The organism is Dyadobacter arcticus (assembly GCF_011762185.1).
GTDB lineage: Bacteria > Bacteroidota > Bacteroidia > Cytophagales > Spirosomataceae > Dyadobacter > Dyadobacter arcticus.
In genome coordinates this window covers 745,758-767,845 of record NZ_JAASQJ010000001.1, presented here as the reverse complement: position 1 = coordinate 767,845, position 22,088 = coordinate 745,758, and the positions used below count along the sequence as shown (strand labels likewise).

The window sequence follows — 22,088 nt, the reverse complement described above, 5'->3', positions numbered from 1 at the left end:
TCAAGATTCACAATTAGCAAATAGGTTCATCTCTGATTATGACAGCTTCGGAAACAACACCTTACATTGTTGGCATAACTGGTGGAAGCGCATCGGGAAAGACTTTTTTTATGAAAAGTCTGATAGATGCATTTGCAAAGGAAGATATAACCCGGATTTCCCAGGACAATTACTATCGACCTATCCACGAAATCCCTAAAGACGAGAACGGCGTTGAAAATTTTGATCTGCCGGAGACGATAGATCACCATCTATTTGCCGAGCATATTGCCGTTTTAAGGGCAGGGAGAGAAGTTCAGCAAAAGGAGTACACATTCAACAATCCATTAATCAAGCCTGAGATCCTCATTTTCGAACCCAGGCCCATTATTATTGTAGAAGGAATTTTCGTTTTCTATTTCCCTGAAATTTCCAGATTGATTGATCTGAAGATTTTTGTTGATGCGAAGGAACACGTTAAAATAAAACGAAGGATTATTCGTGATAATAATGAACGCGGGTATGACCTTGACGACGTTCTGTATAGATGGGAGCACCATGTGGCCCCAACTTATGATAAATTTATTTTACCTCTCAGGTCAGACGCTGATGTAGTTATAAACAATAACTCGAGGTTTGATACCGGACTACAGGTTTTGATCGGCTTTTTAAAAGGTAAGCTGGAAGAGAGGAAAAACAAAGCGCTTTAACTATTTTTGAATGAGAGATAACACTATACTAAACTGAGCACATGAAGACATTTACACACATTGATTTGAACAGGGTGAAGAAGCTGGCATTCTTCTGTGTAAGCTTGACTCTCATCTTTTCCTGCGAAAAGAAATCTACCGAGCCGGTTAAAAGCAATGATTATTTCCCTTTGGAAGTCGGGAGATACCTGATTTATGATGTTCGCGAAGAAATTTATTCTACTGGTAAGAAAGATCCTTTGCTTAAAGTAGGTCAGGAAAAAGATGAAATTGAAGCGGTTTCGAAAAATGCTGAGGGGATATCAACTTATACATTTTCACGTTCGACGCGAATCAGTTCAACAGATTACTGGCAGAAATTGAAACGGTTTACTGTTCAAAAATTTCCTGACAAAATACTGACCAACATTGATAATCAAACTTTTGTAACCCTTGTTTTTCCAGCGTACCAGAATCTAAAATGGAATGGAAATACCTTTAATAATCTGGATCCGGAGGAATATTATTATGAAAATATCAATGCTCCGGAAACGATAGGAGAACAAAGCTTTGCCCAGTCTCTGACAGTAGTTGAACGTCAGGATACATCAATTATCAATAAATATGTAGGTATTAAACAATACGGACTGGGTGTGGGACTAATTTCTGATAGTCAAACTTCCTTTGAATTTTGCCAAACCGACGAATGCATAGGATCAGGTAAAATAGATTCAGGAACAAGAAAAGTGAGGAAAATCATCGAATATGGCATCAATAAGTAGTTTTTGGAAAGTAATAAAAAGAATTTGAAACTTGGATTTTTTTATATTCGACTACAATAAAGTTTGCAAATTAGATTTATCTGATTAAATTTACACCTGATACTGGTACAAATCATCTAATCAAACAAAAATGAGAACAGTGGCATCGCACTCTACACAGACAAAAAAGTCTTATCGTAAACCAGTGCTTAGTAAGCTAGGTAGCGTAACAAAATTGACAAAAGGAAAAGCTGGTAGCGCCGAAGATCTGGACGGAGATTTTGACTTTTCAGAAGATTAAAGGTCTAATCTTTTGTTGAATAACTGTCTTTTCCATAAGTGATCGTTGAGGGCGTCATAGTTTTTAATGGCATTTTTCAAAATGTTGTTGAGAATAGTCCTCATAGTATAGTTTGGGACAAAGGTCGATTCGATCTTAGTAAATTAGCTCCAAGTGATAAAACTTTGAATAGTTTTATCATTGGAGCTAATTTTTTGAGACATACTGGATCGGTAGAGATTTTACCAGATCCAGTATCCACTGATCTTTTGTCAAAACCAGCCGACGAAAACATTCTGGCTGGTTTCAAATGGGGTGCCTGGTTTAGTGAAGAAAGCAATTTGCTTTATCTGCGACGGGATATTTTTGGTACGGTGCCACTTTATTATCTTCACGTTCCAGGCTCATTTGTAGCATTTTCAACTAGTTTGGTGTCCCTGGTCACCATGCCAATTTCGAAACCCTATCTGAAACTAGACAGATCCCGAATTGGCAACTATCTTAGCTACCGACAAGATCAGTCCAGAAGTTACTCTTCCAATAGCTTCTACAAGCACATCAAAACCGTCTTACCAGGTCACATGGCAGTTGTAAGCCCGGTAGGCGTGCACTCAAATCCATATGTAACCTTCTCACCAGAAAAGTGGGATAAAATTCGATCGCCGGAAGAAGCAGGGGAAGTGTTCAGAAATTATTTTTTAAAGTCTGTTGAGAAGTCACTCAAGAATACGAGTGAACCATTCGGTTCCCATCTCAGCGGTGGTATGGATTCATCCTCAATCAGCGCTGCTGTAAAAATATTCAAACCAGAATCAAAGCTACATACCTTGTATTTAGATACAAGAACCAAGTATTCCGACGAGTCTTCGTATGCCTCAACAGTAGCAGACGAAATCCGATCTACCCATCACAATGTTATTCCATTACAGAACGATTTCGAGCTCATATCTCAATACACTGGGCTATATGGACATCCTGAATGCATGGTAATTAGCCCGTCCGCACAGGGCAGTTTGCTGGAAAAGGCGGCTGAACTAGGCTGCGCCTCACTTTTAAATGGACATGGTGGTGACTCTCTCGTAGGCAGCGGACTAGAACATATCAAGCAGACCTATGCAATACGCGATTGGGACGAACTGAAGGAATTGATTCCATTAAGAGCCCGCTATGCAACCTTGCATAGGGCCTTTCGCCAATGGGATTCTTATGACGAAAAAACGAAAACGAAACTGTATACCAGGAATTTAATCGTCAACCAGTTTTTTTCTGATACGCGAAAACTTTCAATCAAAAATACGCTCAAATTACTATGGTCCGCCTCGACGACCATGAATGTTTCATTGTGGCATTTTTTAAAAAAAGGCTTAATTGCGTTTGGCAACCGGGTGTTCCCGTCTAAATACTTACCATCCTCGGTGCTTTTGAGCAACTTCAATACTACAACAACATCAGAAACAAGCAAACGATCAACAAATCTTTTGAGAGAAAGTCTGCCTGAGAAATATAAAATAGCTTTTGACGATGTCTTCAATGCCCAGTCCATCGTCGCGAGTGAGGAGTTTTTTGCATTGTCAAACCACTATGGTGTCGAGAACCTTTATCCCTTATACGATAAAGACCTTTTTGAATTTTGCATGTCTATATCGATGCGATCAAAATTCGGGGAGGGTTTGGGACGAACACATTTCAGAGAGGCGATGAAGGGCATTTTACCTGAAACGGTACGATTGAGACCAGTAAAAGCAAACTTTAGCCTCTACGGCCGAGAAGCTGCATTGCGTCTTGCGAAGCAATCAGCTGACCTTATGAAAGTACCCGAAAATCCTGTGTGGGAATTTGTCAATAAAGAGAAATTTGACCTATTTCTGAAGATCCTCTCAAACGATGCCTTGCCTGAATACAAGCACTCACGAAGTGAGTTTTTTGTATTCAGGACTATTTCGTTCGCAATATGGCTCAAATGGCTAGCAGACAATAACTTATACTTCCCTGAAGAAGCCTAATCAGCGTAAAATTATTACCTGCTTAACGCGACCCTACCGGAAATCACTTTTTCAGAAATATTTGATCCGCTTAATTTAAGCTGATAAATGTATACCCCTGAGTTAATTGTAGCTTTTGGAAACCAATACCAATCTTTTAATCCTGTCTTACCCATTTCCTGGGTTCCGAAATCAAGAAGTTTTCCATCAGCACTAAATATCTTCCAGTCGACCGATTGAAAGTCTTGCTTTCCTAGTGTTTGTAGAGCAAACCGGACAAAGTCGGATGCGGGATTGGGGCTTACCGTAAAAACACTTTTCTGAATATCGGTTTCAGGAATTCTAAAAGTAATTCTGTAAGGAGTTACAACGAAATTTTTCGATGCGTCCTGAGCATTGACTAACAATTCATAAATCCCCGGCTTTAATTCGGCTGATTGAAAAGTAAACCGCAAAGATCTATCAGAGGTTGACAAGATTTCGATTGCATTTTTATAATTCACCCGGATAAAATCACAGGAATTATCTTCACATGACTTTAAGAAGATGTTAACCATCAAGGAATCCTTGGTCAGCAGCCTGTCATCCTGCAAATCCACTTCGATCAAAGGATTGGATGACACCTGATCCATATTCCTAATATATCTGGTGTCTAATGTTACCACCATAACCGGCGCAATCAGGTCTTTGATTGGCTCAGAGGGGTATAGGGATTGCCGCTTGGCTACTTCCCAATCGACAATAAGTTCCGACGTATTATTGCTGCGGGAAAGCTCGGTAAGTGTACTGTCCGGGTCAACTTTTACAGTCAACCTCACTAAATTTTTCTTATTAGGTCGTACAAACACCAAGGTATCTACATTCGGCACCGCTGCTACTGATTCCTTAAATACTAATTCACTCCCGTCTTTGTACTCATACTTAAATACAATCGGTATCTTTTGATCCTTGATATATTTCCCTGCATTTGAAAAAATTACAGAGGTTGTCAGATTAATCGAATTCTCGATAGATTGGTTTTTCGATTCCGATTGCAAAAATACCCCTTCATCTGCATCGATCGTGTAGTCAGGATTGGCAACGCTTACTAATCTCAGGCTTGGATCACCTTGAAGCAATGACTGGTGAATGTTTGCTATATCGTAACCGCTAGCGCCAGCCTGAATAATTTTGGACGCTGTCGACATTTGAATCCTTCCAATTGCTTGATTAGATGTCGCCTCGTCTTTGAACATACCTTCATACAGGCCATTAAGATAGGTTGTTAGCGGACTAACAAAACCCTCAAAGGAGTTAGCAATGAAGGCTATGGCACCCCTATTGGGTGAGATCATCCAGTCCAAAGACAAGGGTACCCTATCAGAACCTGCGCTTGGACTCATATTATATCTTGCGCTGAACACATTTCCAACACTACATCCATTGAAATACATGAAGGGATATTTGCCGACATTATTATAACCACGTGCTACCTCAGTAATGTATCCAATATCTAAATCTGTTACATCTGCACCTCCGTGACCAAAGTAGGTAATCATTCCAACACCATCATTGACCTCCGGGGTAATGTTAACTTCCTCCTTTTCAGCCATTGCTTGCTGCTTTACAAAAGCCCTTAATTCACCGCCAACTATCCCATTCTCAACAGTAGGCCTAAGACTTTCCAATAAATTTTTAAGTTGGGTTATTTCAGAGGCGGATTTTCCTCCATTAATGTGTAAAACCCGCTTTCTCCAACCAAGGTCATCGACCTTGGCATGTTCATAATCCTTCACTTTTTGGAGGTATGCAAGAACGTTATCTTTGTTCATCGCAGCCAGCCTGCCGACTGGTATTGCCGAATTGTCCTGAGATGCCCCTGCCAAACCCGCAACTAGCAATACGTCTGAACCAGGAAATCCAATGGTCGGAACCTCGTCAGGTAACTCTCTCTTCATCCTTTCCAGGAAGGTTATCGACCTGCCTACCAGAAACAAATATTTATTTTTATTCCCATCTGAGAGCATGAAATCAACAAATTGTCTTATCCCCAATGGACTGGGCTCACCATAGTTAAATTGATTATATAGATCCCTGATGTCGGCAAGAAGTACCTTATGCCTCCCACCCTCTGCAGAGGCACGGTAATCTGCATACGTTTGAGCAGATGTAAGCAGACTTTCACTGGTAACCATGATAAAATTTGCCTTTTCGGGTTCATAAGGCTTGAAGTTAACCGTACTCAACCGCGTAGCTGCAATGTTAATTACTTCACCGCTGACAAATAACTTTAACGCTTTGCCAGGCTTTCGGGGAACCATAAGATTTGCAGGATCGCCAGAGATAATTTTTAAAGTATCTGTAATATCATAAACTGCTGAATTGGCAGCAACTCCTGCCAGGTTGATTCTGCTAACTGCTTCCTTGCCAGCATCCAACGAAAATTCATACGACTTTTTGGATTGCATCGACAACGTCTGTGGGTAGGTTACTGTAAAATAGGCAAGGGAAAATCGCTCATATTGTTCTGAGTTTTCCGATTTGAGAGATAAAACTCCTTTATTACTAGCATCTAAATCGCCTGGAAGTAAATCAAATTCAAATTCAGACCCTTCAAAATCCTTATTTGCAAGCTTGGTAACTAATCGTAACGCTTGCTCGGTTTTACCGAAATATATTTCAACACTTCGCTGATTATTACTCCGCCCATGAATCAATAATTTGACTCTCGGTTTAACAGCTGAAACATTAACAGCTCCAGTTAACTGAATGGGATAGGTTGCAAGTTTGTTCTTAACAATGGCTGGACCCGTCCCACTAGCGCCATGTTCATAATAACTGTTAAAGAAGTGAGGGCGTACTGGATTTCTCGTACTCAGGGAGTAATCTGTTTTGAATAAGGCTACATCTTTATTACTATGATAGGCAAGAGCAGGTACAGCATTACTCACAGCTTTGCTAACTGTCTCGATGCGAATTGATTTTGAATCAGATACGGTTAAAAAGTATGCTGCTTCATCTGAAAAAAGACTAAAATACGGGTTCATTCTGGAACTATATGGCCTGTACAAGAGGGAATCACGAGCTCCCTCATTGGGTGTTCCATAAAAATAAATCTCGTTGTTGATGATTGAGATCGCAACCTGTTTACCATAGCGCCAAATTTGAAGCTTGGCTGGTTGGGATATGGGAAAACCTGCGGGTAGTACTGAGAAAGGTAACTTGTGGATTCCTTTGGTATTTACCAAAACCTTCACATAAGGCTGACTATAATTGATCCAGCTGTTGGTGTAAGATGTGGTCGTCTGCCCGTGAGATAAATTAGCGGTTAAGACGATTATTAGAACTTTGATCCAATAAAGAGTGTGTCGATAATTCATTGTACTTTATTTTAAAAATTGGGGGTATAGTAAGTAAATGCTTTCTACACCCCCCATATTGTTTACCTACCTATTTTTTGTATAATTTTTTGGAATACTTGTCATCGTTCACGGTAACAACTTCCAGCACATATTCTCCTGCCGAAAGGTCAGCCGTATTGATTGATTTTCCGGTCAATCCTTTACGCACCACACGTCCACCGAGATCAAGTAATTTCCAGCTCTTCATTTCAACCGGTAAATCAAGCTTTATCTCAGCACGGTCCATTGCAGGGTTTGGAGAAATGATCAGAGAACTGGAGAAAGGCCTGTCAACAGAAACAATTCTGGAACTAGTCTTCTTCCCGTCAATAGTTTTCCCATTTTCACCTTTACTGCGATCGACTTGTACAAGGCGATAATAGCTCTTGCCCGACAGCGGCTTGTTATCATTCCAGGCGTAAGAGCTTAATGACTCCGAGTCTCCTTTTCCTTCTACGGTTCCAACTTCTTCAAAGTTTTTTGCATTGTAACTTCTCTCGACAATGAAATGGCTGTTATCCTTCTCTGAACTCGTTGTCCAGGTTACCTCAACCGAATTGGCATTCCGGATCTTGGCCTCAAAAGAAACTAGCTCGACAGGTAAACCGCCTTCGGCGCTGATCAGGATTTTCAATGCCGGATCGCCAATCAAAACCGTTTGATTTAATTGGGCTTGTCTTTTACTGTAAGCAGCAGCGGCAGTTCTCAGATCCCCTCCGGCCATCCTAAAATTACCTGGATTGATTTTCGTTTCGTATGACGTTGCGCGAAGAATGTTACCAATAGTAGCGCGCTGACTATCCGTTTTACCGAAAATTTGTGGATAGAGCTCCTGAAGGTATTCATTACAGCTCTCATTATAACCCGAGAATGAATTTCCAAAAACAGCGACAGCCCCTTTGTTAGGGTTTAAAAGCCAGTCTACAGATTGAGGCCTTGACGTTGGATCATTCACCGTTTCTGCATCATTATTACTGAATATGTTAAGGATATCACAACCGTTATAAAACATAATTGCATATTTGGTCGAATTGGCGTAACCCTTGGCAGCGTCTGAAACATATCCGAAATTGTAATCAGTCTGGTAAGGCGCGCTATGGCCAAAATAGGTGATCATGCCAACACCCGCATTAATAGCGGCGGTAATATCAAGGTCTACAGGAATTATAGCGGCTTGGGCTGCGGGTTTTAGATGAGACTCAACAGTTCCGTTGAAAGTTGTGGCTAGACCGCTATTGTCTCTGGCATTGTTTAAGTTTCCAGAGTGTAGGCCAATCTCAAATTCAGATTTCCCGCCGGCAATATGCATTATTTTCCGTCTCCAGGCCAGGCCTGCGGAGGCAGCTTCATAAGTCTTCACCTTTTCAAGATACCCGTGAGCCTGTGTGTAGTTAATTGCAGGAACCCTTCCTACAGGGATCGTCATCACGTCCTGCAACTGTCCCTTCAAACCTTCCACAAGCAGATTGTCTGAGCTAGGATAGCCAACGGTTGGCACCTCATCAGGCATTTCTCTTTTTGACCTGTCATTTCTCGCAACCACTTTGCCCATCAATAGCAGATACTTTTCCTTATCATTATCAGAAATCATGAAATCAACAAAGCGCCTGATAGCTATTGGACTTGGCTCGCCATAATTAAACTGGTTGTAAATATCCTTGATTTTGAAAACACCGGCCTTATATTTTACTCCCGGCGAATCATCCATGCGATATTTCCTAAATTCCTCGGCAGCCGCTTCCAAAGTAGCATTTGTTACAATCAGATAGTTGAACGACGCAGGATTGAGATCTACAAAATTCGCGGTCGCTATCTTCGTATCGCCCACCGTAGTTGGCGTTAAGCTCGTAGCCAACATTGTCAATGGCAGATTGTTAATTCTGGAAAACTGCAAGTTGGTCGCAGTACCATTGATGATCCGTGGCTTATCAGGATCCGATATGTCGTAAAATTTGACATTTGCCGGTGGATTGGCGATAACAACTTTATTCAGGGTACTGGCAGAAGCAGCCGCAAAACCGAACTCCGTAGATGTCTGGCCCTGCATATTGAAACCTTGCTTGTAAATGACGTTATAGTAGGAAACAGAATATGTGTCATAAACCGTATTAGCACCCACAGTCTCAGGGGCTGCATCGGTGCTGAAACCTAAAACGCCTGCTCCGGTAGTTGGATCGACATCTCCGGGTTCCAAATCAAATGAAAAAGTAGAGTAGGAAAAGCCTGCAATGTTTACACTGGTCCGCTCAATAAGATTGTCTTTATCTTTTCCGGCATATATTCTGATTTTTCTCGTCCCGCCACCTGATGGGAAATAGGATCTTCCCTGAATCAACCCTTGCACTTGTGCCTTGTCAGCACCGAACTTATTTACGACCTGTAAAGAAAATGTTTCTGCATTAGCCGCGCCGCCATTGGTAGTATAAATTCTGTTAGCCGCATTATCGGTCAATCTGGCACCAGTCTTACTCTTTCCATCCTCATAAAAACTGTTTATATCCACAGGCCTTAGGGGATAATATACGGCGTGTGAGTATTCATTGACGAAAAATTTATTGTCAAATCTTGTGTGGTTGTCCACTACTGTAGCACCAGCATCATTCACCGTTACCTGAGCCGCCCTGTCGCCGGCCGACGCTCCCACTGTCAGAAAGTAAGTACTTTCATCCGAAAAGTAACTGTAATAAGGGTTCACACGGTCGCTCATCGGCCTGAAAAACCAAGCGTCAGATGACCCATCGTTAGGTACCGCATAAAAAAGGATTTCTGTATCATCCGCTTTAATAAGGGCCACCTGCTTTCCTCTGTGCCAAAGCTGAAGGAATGATTTATCCGCATTCTTGATTGCAGCGGGCAGTGATGCTGAGTTCATTGCCACTCGATAAATTCCCTTAAAACGTGTGTATGCATTATCAGCGGGTGCTCCCAATGGTATCGCTCCTGCTTTTATACTTACCCAAGGCTGACTGTACTTGCCTTCGAGCCAATCATTTGCATACGTTCCGCTAAATATTTGCGCCTTTAATCCACCTAGCCCAAGGATAGTGAGTGATAAAACAAGGAAAAGTTTTTTTGTAAAATTTTTAGATCTCATAAGTTTATAAGAATTTGATATAGTGTTTGAAATTCATGAAGAAGCTTTAAAAGCTCCTGGGTGGGGGGATATGACGAAAGTGGATAGAACTGATAGTAATTCAGGTTTTTCGGAATGAAATTACAACATCTTCAATGAGCTAGCAAATTTCCGCTGCATAATCAGGTATAGAATATCTTTCAATAAGCCAAATTGCGCCTGGAAAATTGTGCTCATTGAGTTTCAGGTATAATTTTTTATGGTTTTTTGGATTGGAGAAGCTATTTACACGATAATTACAATGGATTCGAAGGATTTTACGAAATGCCTTTACGTATTTATAATATTCGCTGTTTATTTGCAAAAGCTATTTCTTAACATTTTAACTTAATCTATAACAGCTATGCTTAAAAAACTAATTGTGATTGCTTGGATTGGTATCGTTGGTGTATCACTAAGCTGCGAAGGCCCAGAAGGTAAAACGGGTCCAGCGGGTGTTGCGGGACCAGCCGGTTCGGCAGGAGCACCGGGAACACCGGGCGCCCCAGGTGCGAAAGGTGACACAGGAGTAGCCGGCATAGATGCGCTTGGAGCCAGAGAATTGATCACCGCCGGACCGGTTAAGAGCACAAATGGAGGTTACACAATAGGAAAAAACAACCTATCGGCTGCCGACACAGCGGCATTGGCAAGAAGTGTCGTGATCGTATTCATCCAAAGCCAAAATTTTTGGTGGGCTATTCCGGGCCGTGTTGAATTTCCGGACAACAAGGTTACTACATTCAATTTTGTTACACTTCTCCGAAGAAATCAGTTCTTTGTTGACATTAGGCCGGTTAGCTGGTCAGAGGATCAGCCTACTGCCCCGGAGCGGGAATTCCAGAGAATACGCGCCGTGATTATTCCAAGTAAGTCCTTCCGGGCTAACGCCGGTGTAAACTTGAACAATTATGAAGAGGTTGTAAAAGCGTTCGGCCTCAAAGAATCTGATGTTATCGAGGCTGATATTTAAAAAAGCTTTATCTAAAAGGGTACGGATGTTTTGCAAACCGTACCCTTTTTTTGTGCCCATCCCCAAATCTTGCAACTAAAAAGGTTTTAATTGCCCCCTGCCAAGAACTTGAAACCGGCTTGGCTTTTATTTTTACAGATTATACTATTTTCGAAACAAACAGTGCTATATACGCTGTTATGCACATACATCTTGTACTATTCCGGGTTTAAACCCGATTCACATATTTACTTCTTTTGTAATGAAAACCAAAAAGTCTTCAAAAACCGGCACACCCGATGTCGTTCTGATTGGAGCCGGTATCATGAGCGCAACACTAGGTGTCCTGCTGAAAAAGTTGAATCCCAGCATGTCCATTTCAATTTTTGAAAGGTTAGACCGTGTAACAGCCGAAAGTTCCGATCCCTGGAATAATGCGGGAACCGGACATTCCGCCTTTTGTGAATTAAACTATACACCCCAACTCCCTGACGGATCTGTCGAGATTAAAAAAGCAATTCAAATAGCAGAGTCATTTGAGGTTTCCAAGGAATTTTGGGCTTACCTGGTTGAAAACGAGATCATTGATTCCCCTGATACATTTATCCACAACATTCCCCACATGAGCTTTGTTTGGGGAAATGAAAATGTTGAGTATCTCCATAAGCGATTTGAAGCACTTAGCAGCCATCACCTTTTCCGTGGGATGGAATACACCGAGGACAAAGAAGTAATTAATAATTGGGTACCATTAGTGATGACCGGCCGTGATCCGGAAGAAAAGGTTGCGGCTACGAGAATGCAGTTAGGGACGGATGTTAATTTTGGTATGTTGACAAAATACATGTTCGACTATCTTGAAAAACAGAACGGCGTTAATCTTTGCCTGAACCACGAAGTATCGGATCTTTCACGCAATAGCGACAGCTCATGGACGATCGAAGTTAAAAACAGGGAGACCAACAGATCTCGTGACGTCAAGACAAAATTTGTTTTTATCGGTGCAGGTGGTGGCTCTCTCCTGCTACTTGAAAAATCAAATATCCCTGAAGGAAAAGGCTTCGGCGGTTTTCCGGTAAGCGGCCAGTGGCTCGTTTGTAATAAACCCGAAATCATTGAACAACATCAGGCAAAAGTATATGGCAAGGCATCCGTAGGCTCACCGCCCATGTCGGTCCCGCACCTTGATACCAGGGTGATTGATGGGAAAAAAGCATTACTGTTTGGTCCATACGCAGGTTTCTCAACTAAGTTTTTAAAAAATGGCTCTTACCTGGATCTGCCGTCGTCTATCAAGCTAAACAACATTAAGCCCATGCTGGCGGCGGGAATTCACAATATTCCTTTAACCAAATACCTGATCGACCAGGTGCGTCAATCGCCTGAAGATCGCCTGGAAGCATTAAAGGAGTATTTGCCAGAAGCGCGTCTCGAAGATTGGGAGCTTGAAAAAGCCGGTCAGCGTGTTCAAGTAATTAAAAAAGATAAAAAAGAAGGCGGTGTCCTGGAATTCGGGACGGAAATGGTTACCGCAGCAGATGGCTCATTGGCGGCCTTACTTGGAGCATCTCCCGGCGCTTCCACCTCCGTATCAATTATGATAGACCTCATTCATCGCTGCTTTAAGGAAGCCAAAACCGATGAATGGCAGGATGGTTTCCGGAAAATCATTCCATCATTTGGTTCACCGCTTTCTGCAAACGAGGATCTGGCCGCGAAAACAAGAGCGTGGACTACGGATGTCCTGCAATTGAATGCTTCGCATTTGGAAGAAGGAATAACAGCCTGATCATTTAAAAACCGTCTTTTCTTCCAAATTTGCCTCCGCTTCTTTCCTGGTAAACCAGACGGGGCGGAGCTTTTTTTGAGATAATAATGGCAACTGGTCCGAATGATGCTTGGAGCCTGGTTGAGAAGCGTTGCCATAACTAGTCAGCGCTTTTGCTTTCAAAGGTTTCGAAAATTCAATCGCCGCTACGTAAGTTTCTCCGTGGGATGGAGCAAATTTGCCATCATTTGTAGGAGTTAATGTCATTGTCCGAAAGACACCCATAAAACCCGATCCGCCATTCCCCGGCACATCCACGTCACCAATCCGGAAGCGAAATACGTCACCCCAGGGAACGTCCACAACACCATACTTTTGTTTAACCTCCAAAGCAGTTTCAGCCAAAGCTTTAACCGCCCAATCCTTATCTGCTATGCCTTTTGGCGTATTTACAGGGTCACTTGGGATCCATGGCGTGGCAAACATGGTCGACTCAGTACCCAATGTGCCCAGCTTACCTGCCCCGCCCACCCATTTTCTAACGAACTGATCGAACAAAAAAGCGCCTTTGCTTGTCGTTTCCGTCTGGCGATCCCAACTCGCCAGCACTTTCGCAGCTTCTTTTGACTCAACATTTTCAGAAGACCCAGCTGCGGCAATCAAGTCATCGAGAATGTGATCTGCCAATTCCATTTTTGTGGATAGTTTCATGGCAATGAAATCGTCCAATGTAATTTTTTCAGCATTCATAAGCATTTTCACTGAACCGATCGTCCGGAATGACATGCTGAGTGGCGGCGCAATGTAAGAGGGAAAATCAGCCGGTTCGTTTACGATCGGCCAGGTGGCTGTCCAGGGTGGTTCATTGGTGTTTTGCAGCCAGCCTGTGGTCGGATTGAGTACTTTTGGCAAATCCTTATACGGATGTGTTTTGGTCCAGAGCGTGGCGGAAGTGTCACCAGGCACAATGCCTGACCAAAATTTCCAGTCACCTTTTGGCCGCATTGGGACTTCGCCATTAAAAAGATTGAATATATTACCCTGATTATCAGCAAACATTAAGGTATACATGGGGATCTGCAACTTGCTGACCGCTGCATTAAAAGCTTCGAAATCCCTGGCCTTACACATTTCCAGATATTGCTCAAAAATGCCATATTGATCCAGCCCGGCTATCTTCATGGCAATCGTTCTGCCACCTTTCTCACTTACAACCGGACCATGTATCGATCGCCTGGCCACCATTTTCTCCTCGGACAGGGTGCCGTCTGGCTGCTTTATTTTGAGGATCTTTTCTTTTGTTTCAAATGGAGTCACCTTACCATCCCAGAGATACCCGCCGTCTTTCTCCTTCAATTCAAAAAAATCCTGTCCATCGTTGGTATTCACAGTCTGCGAATATCCTGCGACATCATTAAATGCCATGGTCAGGACGGGGAAACCCATTCTGGATATACCATAAGCATTGATTCCAGGTGCAACAAGCTGAGCTTCAAAGTAAGTATAAAGGTCGGTCCAGGGTAAATGTGGATTGGTGAGCAGCAACGTATTTCCGCTTGCCGATTTTTTGGGACCCACCGCCCAGGCGTTGGAGCCGTTCTTTTCTCCCTGTGCGGCTAGTGCAGCGGCCACTTTGGAAGAAGGTGCCAGAAAAACAAAATGGGTTACCCTTTGCACATTGGCAATCACATCTTGCGCAGAAACAGGTAGCACGGCTCTCACCTCTTCACTGATTTTTCCGGGATTCTCCTTCGCATAATCATTGATGCCCTTTGCAAAAGCATCCAGGTTCTTTCGCATTGCCGGTTTCTGCTTTACATTCCATTCACCGGCACGCTCGAAAATATCGTTAAGCAGTACCCACCGATCGGATTCGGCATATTTTTCACCCCAATATTCTGCGCCTTTTCCCCTCGCCTGCCCATATAACTTTAAAACCAGATCGCCATGATTTTGTGCCTGTGCCCAGCCATAAGCATAAAAAAGGCTTTCTTCATTTTTGGCATAAATGTGAGGAATTCCCCAGGTATCCCAGAGAATTTCAGCTTGCTTGTAAGATGCCTTCTGCTGGCTATAACCCTGATCCGGGTTGAGAAGTATAAACAGAAACGTGAGAAGCAATCTGTATCTAATCATAGGAGCGAATAGTAATTTATTCGCACAAATTAGATATTTACCGTTAATTATCCTGATCAATTGAAGATTGACCAACTATTATTTTATAAATAAGCAAAATAACAACGCTCTAAAAAGCCAGCGATCTCAGAAACCTTAACCCGTCAACCGCAATAGATTCCTTGGAAAGCTCAATCTGTCGCCAGATGGAGGCAGCTTTTGCAATGACCTTCACATCCGGCGTAAATGATTCGATGACGATGTCGCCCTGATAATTAATGTTGTCGAGGGCGGCGAAGATGCGGTACCAGTCGATCTGGTCGCCGCCTGGGGTACCGCGGTCGCTGCCGGAAGCGTGAAGTAATCCCAGTTTGACCCCGGCTTTTCTGATCGCCAGCGCAGGATCTTTTTCTTCCAGGTTCATATGGAATGAGTCCAGGTGTATAAGTAGCGCATTGCTGCCTACATCTCTTATCATATGCAGCGCCTGGTCGCAGGTATTGATAAAATCCGTTTCATAGCGGTTAAGTGGCTCAATAGCAAGTTTTACGCTCCTTTCCTCACCGTAAGCAGCAAGCGTCCGAAGATGCTTCACTACCATATTCCATTGCTTTTCCTTCTTTTCATCCGGAACAAGATTGGCCCTGCCAACTTCGGAATAAATGGGCCCGGCTACAAGTCTGGCACCCAATACAGGTGCAATGTCAATTAGCGCCCGGACATAATCCAGCGAAGTTATCTGCTCCTTTCGGTTCCCTCGCAAGTCACGACCCGGCCCGGTTGCGGCACATACCGATCGACATTCGAGTTTATTGTCATCCAATGCTTTTCGAACAAATTCAGGATTAATGTTAGCCGGATCCTCCACTGCTATCTCCACAAAATCAAATCCCCATTCCTTGAATTTTGGAAAGAAAGAAACGCTTTCGTTGGTGAAAGGTGAAGAAAACAAATACGTATTGATCCCGAATTTCATGGGCTATTTCCCTTTCTGCTGCGTGAAAACCCTCACCCCTTTTTTATTTCCGGTCACGATGTCCAGTAAGCCATCATTATTAATGTCCTCTACGGTAACGTGCAATCCCACACCCGAATCAGAGTCAATCTCATGCTTAATCCAGGTTGGTGTTTTGCCGGGCTTATACTCAAACCAGCAGATCACCGCAGGCTCGAACTCGCCCGGATCATTACCGCTATGGGCGAAATATCGCTTCCCCGTCACAAAATCGAGGTTTCCGTCCTTATTCAGGTCTACCAATGCTACGCCGTGCGTTTGCGAGAATGACTTATCGATCTCATGATGTTTCCAATCCGTGTTACCCTGTGCATCTTTCATTTGTTCGTGCCACCAGATGCCGTAATTGTGTGCGGATGCGCTCAAAACGTCGTTTAGCCCGTCGCCATTCAAATCCATCACATACATTTGCGAAGCATCCTGGCCAAGGTCGGCAGCGTGAAATTTCCAATCCGCATCTTTTGGATGTTTTGCTGGACCTTCTGCCGGACCTTCCCACCAGCCGTTCCGCACGACCACATCTTTTTTGCCATCCTTATTAATATCCCCATATCCAATCCCATGCGTGTACATATGGGTTGCGTTGTCGGGATCATTGCTGATAATGTATTTCTCCCAAGCCGTTTCACCCTTTTTAGAAGGACATTTCAGCCAGATTACCTTTTTGGCTGTCGGGTCATTGCAAAGTAGGTCCAGGCGGCCGTCTCCATCAATATCCACCAGTTGCGGTGATTCGTTGCCAACCGAAGAATGGATCACATGCGTGGGCCAGTAACCTGGTTTTCCTTTCGGATTTTCATGCCAAACAGCCGCTTTTCCCGGCCAATCGATCCGGATGAGGTCTATCCAGCCGTCCTGGTCCACATCCAATGCAAAATCCAGGAATGAATCGCTGTAGCTTCCGTTTACTATGAATGAATCAGGCTTGGCGAGTTCATGAGCCTTCCAACTCGGGGCTTCAAACCAGTAAGCACCTGCCAGCACATCTTTCTTGCCATCCTTATTCACATCACCCATGGCCGCGCCTTCGGCAATGAATTTTTTAGTAAGGTCCTGTTTTTTAAAAACAAGCTCTTTTTCTTTCTTCGTTTGCGCATTGGCATACCCAACAGACATTAAGACGAGAAAACTCAGGCAAAGGTATTTTATTCGGTTTTTGGTCAAAAGCATTTTTATTTCGGATTTAGGATTTCATTTTTTTCATTTAATACTCAGCAAATAATCCAGCAAAGCGTAAAAATCCTTTTCTGGGATAATGTTTCGGAACTGGTCTGGCATGAGGGTATATTTGGATGCGCGGTACTCTTTCATATCATTTTTAATCACGGTAAATTCCTGCCCTGCCAAATCCGTGAAAACCATTGTTTCTCCCTCGGTCCTGCGGTATAGCCCCGTCAGAGTCTTATCATTCTTCAGCGTAATGTTATAAGTCCGGAATGCCTCGGTTATATTCCTGTTCGGGTCAAGAATCTTTTGGGTTAATGCCTTGTGGCCCCAGTTTCCAATGCCGTCCAGTTGTGGGCCAACGAGTCCGCCCGAACCCTGTATCTGATGACAGGCGCTGCAATTCTGCACAAAAACCGTTTTACCATAATCCGTTAATCCTCCGCCAGCCGGTGCTGCGGCAGCCGATGCTGTTGCAGGCTTAAATGCAGCAATTCTGCTATCGATCAGCTTCTGCCTTTCGAGGCGTTCATCCGCGCCGGAAGCCAGGAACTTATCCATCTGTTTCCGCTGGTCTGCATTAGCATTGATCCCAAATCGCTCTTTCACGGGAACCTCATTGGCAATGTCCGGATTTGCCTCTTCCTCTTTAAATGCATTCAAAAGATAGGTAATGCCCTCCTGACTATTGGCCAACACCGTCGCGATCACAACCTGCAGATTACGAGCCCCTCCCGCCAGCTGTTTTTTTAGTATTTCAAAAACAGAAGGCGATGATGCCTGTTGCATGGATACCGCCAGCTTTTCACGGAGAATTGGCAGTTCGGCAGGATCATTGAAAACTTCCGCCAGCACTGACACATTCCCTTTTGGGTCCATATTCATTAAGGCTCCGGCAGCCGCACTTCTCACGCGATAATCAAGCCAGGTAGCTTTGACCAGTTCCCTAAGCTTGGGTTCCAAAGCCTTAATCTTATACTCCCCTGCAATGTCCGCAGCCATCATGCGTTGTTCGGAAATGACCGACGGTGCTTTTGCAGGGATTTGCACTACCGCAGGTTCCAATTTCCCAAACCCAACCGAGCCCGCAGCCGAACTGTCTACCGCTTCAATATAGCCCATTTGGCCTTCGTATGCATTCAAATTAAATGTAGTATTCTTAATCAAGTCTTTCCATTGACTGGTTTCCACCTGATTGAGGCGATATTCTGCTATTACCTTTCCACCATTCGCAAGCCTGATTTTTACTGAATTCGTCGAAACACCTTTTTTATCGGGCCGGTTATGAATGTCGTTATCAAAAACATTCATCTTCAAAGTAGCAGGTATCTTGAAAGGCACCGAATACAATGCGCCACGCGCCGCATAACCATTTTTTTCACTAACTATAATCCTGAAAGCCGGCATTACATCCGCTAGAAAACGCTCCGAAACCGTCCAGGGATTAAGCTGTTCGCCCGTTTTACCAAGCAACCTGCTTTTCCAGATTTCCCCGCTTTCAGAAATGGCCGATAGAAATCGTGTTGATAAGCTGGTTCCCCAATTGATAAGTTTCTGCCCTGGCTCCACCCCGCTTTGTTTAACCCCGGCCTGAATGGTCTTATATAATGATAATTGTATTTCAGGATCGTCGGCGAACTTCGCATTGATCAGATCAATCGCTTTGTCGAGCTGGTAGGGCGAAACATGCCTGCCTATATATTCCAAATTGTTAACCAAATCCTTGGAAAGCAAATCATGTCCGAGGGTATAATCAAGGACGAACGAGGCGGCGGCTGTCGACGGTACATCCAACATTGCTTTGGTCAGCAATGCCAGCTGGCTTTCGTTCCAGTTGATACCGGGTACTTTCCACATTACACTTGGGTCTTTAAGGTTATTTCGCACACCGAGCATGGCCGTGTATTTCAAATGGCTGTCCTCGGGATCTGCATTCTGATATACCTCCATCAAAGGCACCAGATTTTCGCCGTTTGGAAAACGTGAGAGGATTTCGGCAGCGGTGCGTCTTACAAATGGGTCCGTAGCAGATAATGCTTTCAAAACGGCTGGCCTGTTTTCTATTGTCAAAGATTTTCTTTCCAAAAGGATCCGGAGCGCATGTACCTGTACTATTGGATTATGATGATTCAGCGCCTTATACAATGCAGTATTATCCAATGCATTCAATCTGTGCAATACCCACAATGCGTGTACATTCGGGATCTGCTCCTCCGCATTGGACGCCAGCGATGCCATGACAGGATCAATCGCCTTTTCTTTCCAGGTATCAACCAGCCGGTCGGCTACTTTTAGCCGCGTGTTCAGTTGAGGGTGTTTTAAGCCCGCGATCAATTGATCAATCGTGGCCTTCGACCAATCGGTTACCGGCATATCCTGATGCGGCTGATCGCCTTTGTAAGTAATCTTCCAGATCCGTCCACTCAATCTGTCGCGGCCAGGGTGGTTTAATGCGACTTCATAATGGCCAATGATCCGGTTGTAGAAATCGGCGATGTACAATGCACCATCAGGGCCCAATTTCACGTCGACGGGACGAAACCAGGGATCTTTGCTGATCAGAAATGGTTCTTCTTTTTTGGAAACCGGTGTCGAACCTTTGTAGGAAATGGTATTGCGGTCCATGCGGCAGGTTACCACGTCGCCGGTGAAAAAGCTGTTTCGATATTGTTCCGGATATTGCGTACCGGTGTAGTAAACCAGCCCGGCCAATGCGGTTGAACCCAGGTCATAGCTCATCATTTCGGGTGCAAAGCCCAGCCCGACCGGTGCTTTCTTACCAAAATGCGGATAATCGCCGCCGAATATCAATTGAGTGATCGGCTTGGTATGGCAATCCACCGAATACAAATATCCTCTTTCATCGTAAGCGTAACCAAACGGATTAACCCTCCCGAATGTAGTCTGCTCCACATGACTGCCATCCAGTTTGACCCGGAAAGTATTCCCCGAAGTCATTTTAATGGTATCCCCATCCGTTCCGGCCACATTGGAAGTATTGGAAAAACCGTGGCATACATGCAGCCAGCCATCATACCCGCGCATGAGGTTGTTGACCATCCCGTGGGTGTCTTTATGCCCGAAGTTACCTAGCAGGATACTTTTGCTATCCGCTTTGCCATCGTTATTAGAGTCTTTGAAATGGTACAGATTGGGAATGCTGTACGCAATGGCCCCGTCGGAAACGGGCATAATGCCGATCGGGATATTGAGGTTATCGTCGAAATGCGTGAAAGTTTCAGCCTTACCATCGCCATTTTTATCTTCCAGGATCGTGATCCTGTCTTTTCCGTCCCCCATTCCAGCAGCAACCGGGTACTCCGAAGATTGGGTTACCCAAAGCCTTCCGCGGTCGTCAAACTCCATGTTGATGGGTTTGGTAATGTCCGGCTCGGAGGCAAAAAGTGTTATTTCAAATCCGGCTGGAAGCTGGAAAGAAAGCTTTTCCTGTTCAGGCGTCTGGAATGTGCTGGTGCGGATGTGCTCTGCGTAAATGTCGGCCGGAGGAGTTGCGCTGGTTTTGCCTGCGGCCGGTTTGGCCGACTTATTTTTGGGTGCGCTGCAGCTTTGCGCATATAAAATCAGGGACGCGGTAAAAAGGGCAACGCCAGCATCTTTAACGTTTCGTGCTGTAAGCATAAAATCCGGGAAAAGGTATTGATTCTGAGTGTTTAGGAATATTTCTTAACAAAATTGCATTGCTAACAAAACCCGGAATGAGATGATTTTTACTGTGAGAAGTCTCGAAAAACAATCGCCCTTCTTTTTTTCAATTGCCGTCGGCTTAAGCCAACGGCAATTGAAAAAAAGAGGGGCGATTAATAAGTTCAGCTTTGTAAAATATGCTGATGAAATGCCTCAGTTCTTCACAATTTGGGTTGTTTTAAATGTTCCGTCGGCCAAAAGCATTTTGATAATATAAACACCGGCTGACAGCGTTTGCAGATTCATCTCTTTTTTGGAAGCACTTCCGGTTTTTGCTACATCCAATGTCCTCACGGTCATACCCAGCGAATTGATCACCTCAATGGATTTTACTTTCAGCCAATCATCCGTATCAATTTGAATTAGTCCTGCCGCAGGATTAGGGTAAACATTAAATGCGGAAACACTCTCAAAATTCACATTTCTGATCTGGCTGTATGCAAAGCTGTTATCATGGTCGACCATTTTGAGGCGGTAAAGGTTAACCCCTGCAAGCGGATCAATGTCCCGAAAAGTATAGGAGAGCAATTTCTTGCTGACCCCGGCCGACTCCACCTGACCCAGCGCCTCCCAATTCTTCCCATCAATACCGCGCTGTATTTCAAAGAAATTGCTGTTTTCCTCTTCCGATGTCCTCCATTTCAACGTTACCCCATTTTCTTCTTTGCTAGCCGTAAAATCCGCCAGTGTTACAGGAAGCGACGTTTTGGCGCTGACCGCAGTCAGGTTTACAAAGGTTTTGCCGACCGTTTCAACTTCCCCGACTTCGTTCAAACCTAAAGACACTGCACTACTGCCGTTTGTTGAAGTAACATAATTAGCCCCGTCCGTTTCCTTAAATGCCAGCACCAATGCGCCCTCCGTATTCCCATTCAATTCGTCGGGATCAATGTAACGGATCCCCACGTATCCCAAAGTCGTTAATGGATTGGTCAAAGTATAAACCCGCTTGATGCTTGAAAAAGGATTGCCAGGAACCGGCACATCACTTACCGTTATGGTTGTCCCTGCCAGATCCATATCAGCAGAAGGTATTAATACCAGCCCATCAATAAATAACGATGTGCCACTTTTAACACGGAAGTCGCCCGAAGAAGTGAATTGCGCCTTGATGCCGCTTGTCAGAAGCAGGTAGAGGAGCAGGCTGTTTATAATTATATATTTTTTCATAGTTGTCGTATCGTTT

Annotated in this window: 13 protein-coding genes; 6 read left to right on the top strand and 7 right to left on the bottom strand. The window is 44.0% G+C overall.

The window, feature by feature from the left end; genetic code table 11:
• Positions 1-38 precede the first annotated feature (38 nt).
• From FHS68_RS03295 to FHS68_RS03280, 4 genes are all read left to right on the top strand, one after another.
• A complete protein-coding gene (locus tag FHS68_RS03295; RefSeq protein ID WP_167267182.1) occupies positions 39-689 on the top strand; it encodes a uridine kinase family protein in 651 nt (216 codons plus the stop codon).
• Between the two features lie 41 nt (positions 690-730).
• Complete coding sequence (locus FHS68_RS03290) at positions 731-1,450, top strand: hypothetical protein (protein WP_167267181.1); 720 nt, start codon at positions 731-733, stop codon at positions 1,448-1,450.
• A 130-nt stretch (positions 1,451-1,580) separates the two neighbouring features.
• A complete protein-coding gene (locus FHS68_RS03285; protein WP_167267179.1) occupies positions 1,581-1,730 on the top strand; it encodes a lasso RiPP family leader peptide-containing protein in 150 nt (49 codons plus the stop codon).
• A gap of 194 nt (positions 1,731-1,924) precedes the next feature.
• Positions 1,925-3,712 (top strand): asparagine synthase-related protein, encoded by a 1,788-nt coding sequence (locus FHS68_RS03280; RefSeq protein ID WP_167267177.1) that lies wholly within the window; start codon positions 1,925-1,927, stop codon positions 3,710-3,712.
• A gap of 14 nt (positions 3,713-3,726) precedes the next feature.
• Here the strand turns inward: FHS68_RS03280 and porU2 (FHS68_RS03275) are convergent, their stop codons facing one another.
• Positions 3,727-7,050: a putative type IX secretion system sortase PorU2 gene (gene porU2, locus FHS68_RS03275; RefSeq protein ID WP_167267176.1), complete on the bottom strand. Its 3,324-nt coding sequence runs from the start codon at positions 7,048-7,050 to the stop codon at positions 3,727-3,729.
• Between the two features lie 70 nt (positions 7,051-7,120).
• Positions 7,121-10,165 (bottom strand): putative type IX secretion system sortase PorU2, encoded by a 3,045-nt coding sequence (gene porU2, locus FHS68_RS03270; RefSeq protein ID WP_167267174.1) that lies wholly within the window; start codon positions 10,163-10,165, stop codon positions 7,121-7,123.
• A gap of 382 nt (positions 10,166-10,547) precedes the next feature.
• Between porU2 (FHS68_RS03270) and FHS68_RS03265 the strand changes: the two genes are divergently transcribed.
• Together FHS68_RS03265 and FHS68_RS03260 are read left to right on the top strand one after the other, a co-directional pair.
• The gene (locus tag FHS68_RS03265) at positions 10,548-11,156 is read left to right on the top strand and encodes a collagen-like triple helix repeat-containing protein (protein ID WP_167267173.1); all 609 of its coding nucleotides are present in this window, start codon (positions 10,548-10,550) and stop codon (positions 11,154-11,156) included.
• A gap of 241 nt (positions 11,157-11,397) precedes the next feature.
• The gene (locus FHS68_RS03260) at positions 11,398-12,924 is read left to right on the top strand and encodes a malate:quinone oxidoreductase (RefSeq protein ID WP_167267171.1); all 1,527 of its coding nucleotides are present in this window, start codon (positions 11,398-11,400) and stop codon (positions 12,922-12,924) included.
• On the opposite strand, the gene FHS68_RS03255 is transcribed toward FHS68_RS03260, so the two are convergent.
• From FHS68_RS03255 to FHS68_RS03235, 5 genes are all read right to left on the bottom strand, one after another.
• Positions 12,925-15,039 (bottom strand): acylase, encoded by a 2,115-nt coding sequence (locus FHS68_RS03255; RefSeq protein WP_167267169.1) that lies wholly within the window; start codon positions 15,037-15,039, stop codon positions 12,925-12,927. It abuts the gene before it with no gap.
• Positions 15,040-15,148: 109 nt separating this feature from the next.
• Entirely contained in the window at positions 15,149-15,994 is an 846-nt protein-coding gene (locus FHS68_RS03250; RefSeq protein WP_167267168.1) for a sugar phosphate isomerase/epimerase family protein, read from the bottom strand.
• Between the two features lie 3 nt (positions 15,995-15,997).
• Positions 15,998-17,203: an FG-GAP repeat domain-containing protein gene (locus FHS68_RS03245; RefSeq protein ID WP_167267166.1), complete on the bottom strand. Its 1,206-nt coding sequence runs from the start codon at positions 17,201-17,203 to the stop codon at positions 15,998-16,000.
• Positions 17,204-17,233: 30 nt separating this feature from the next.
• The gene (locus FHS68_RS03240) at positions 17,234-20,836 is read right to left on the bottom strand and encodes a PVC-type heme-binding CxxCH protein (RefSeq protein WP_167267165.1); all 3,603 of its coding nucleotides are present in this window, start codon (positions 20,834-20,836) and stop codon (positions 17,234-17,236) included.
• Between the two features lie 219 nt (positions 20,837-21,055).
• A complete protein-coding gene (locus tag FHS68_RS03235) occupies positions 21,056-22,072 on the bottom strand; it encodes a T9SS type A sorting domain-containing protein (RefSeq protein WP_167267163.1) in 1,017 nt (338 codons plus the stop codon).
• Positions 22,073-22,088: the final 16 nt, after the last annotated feature.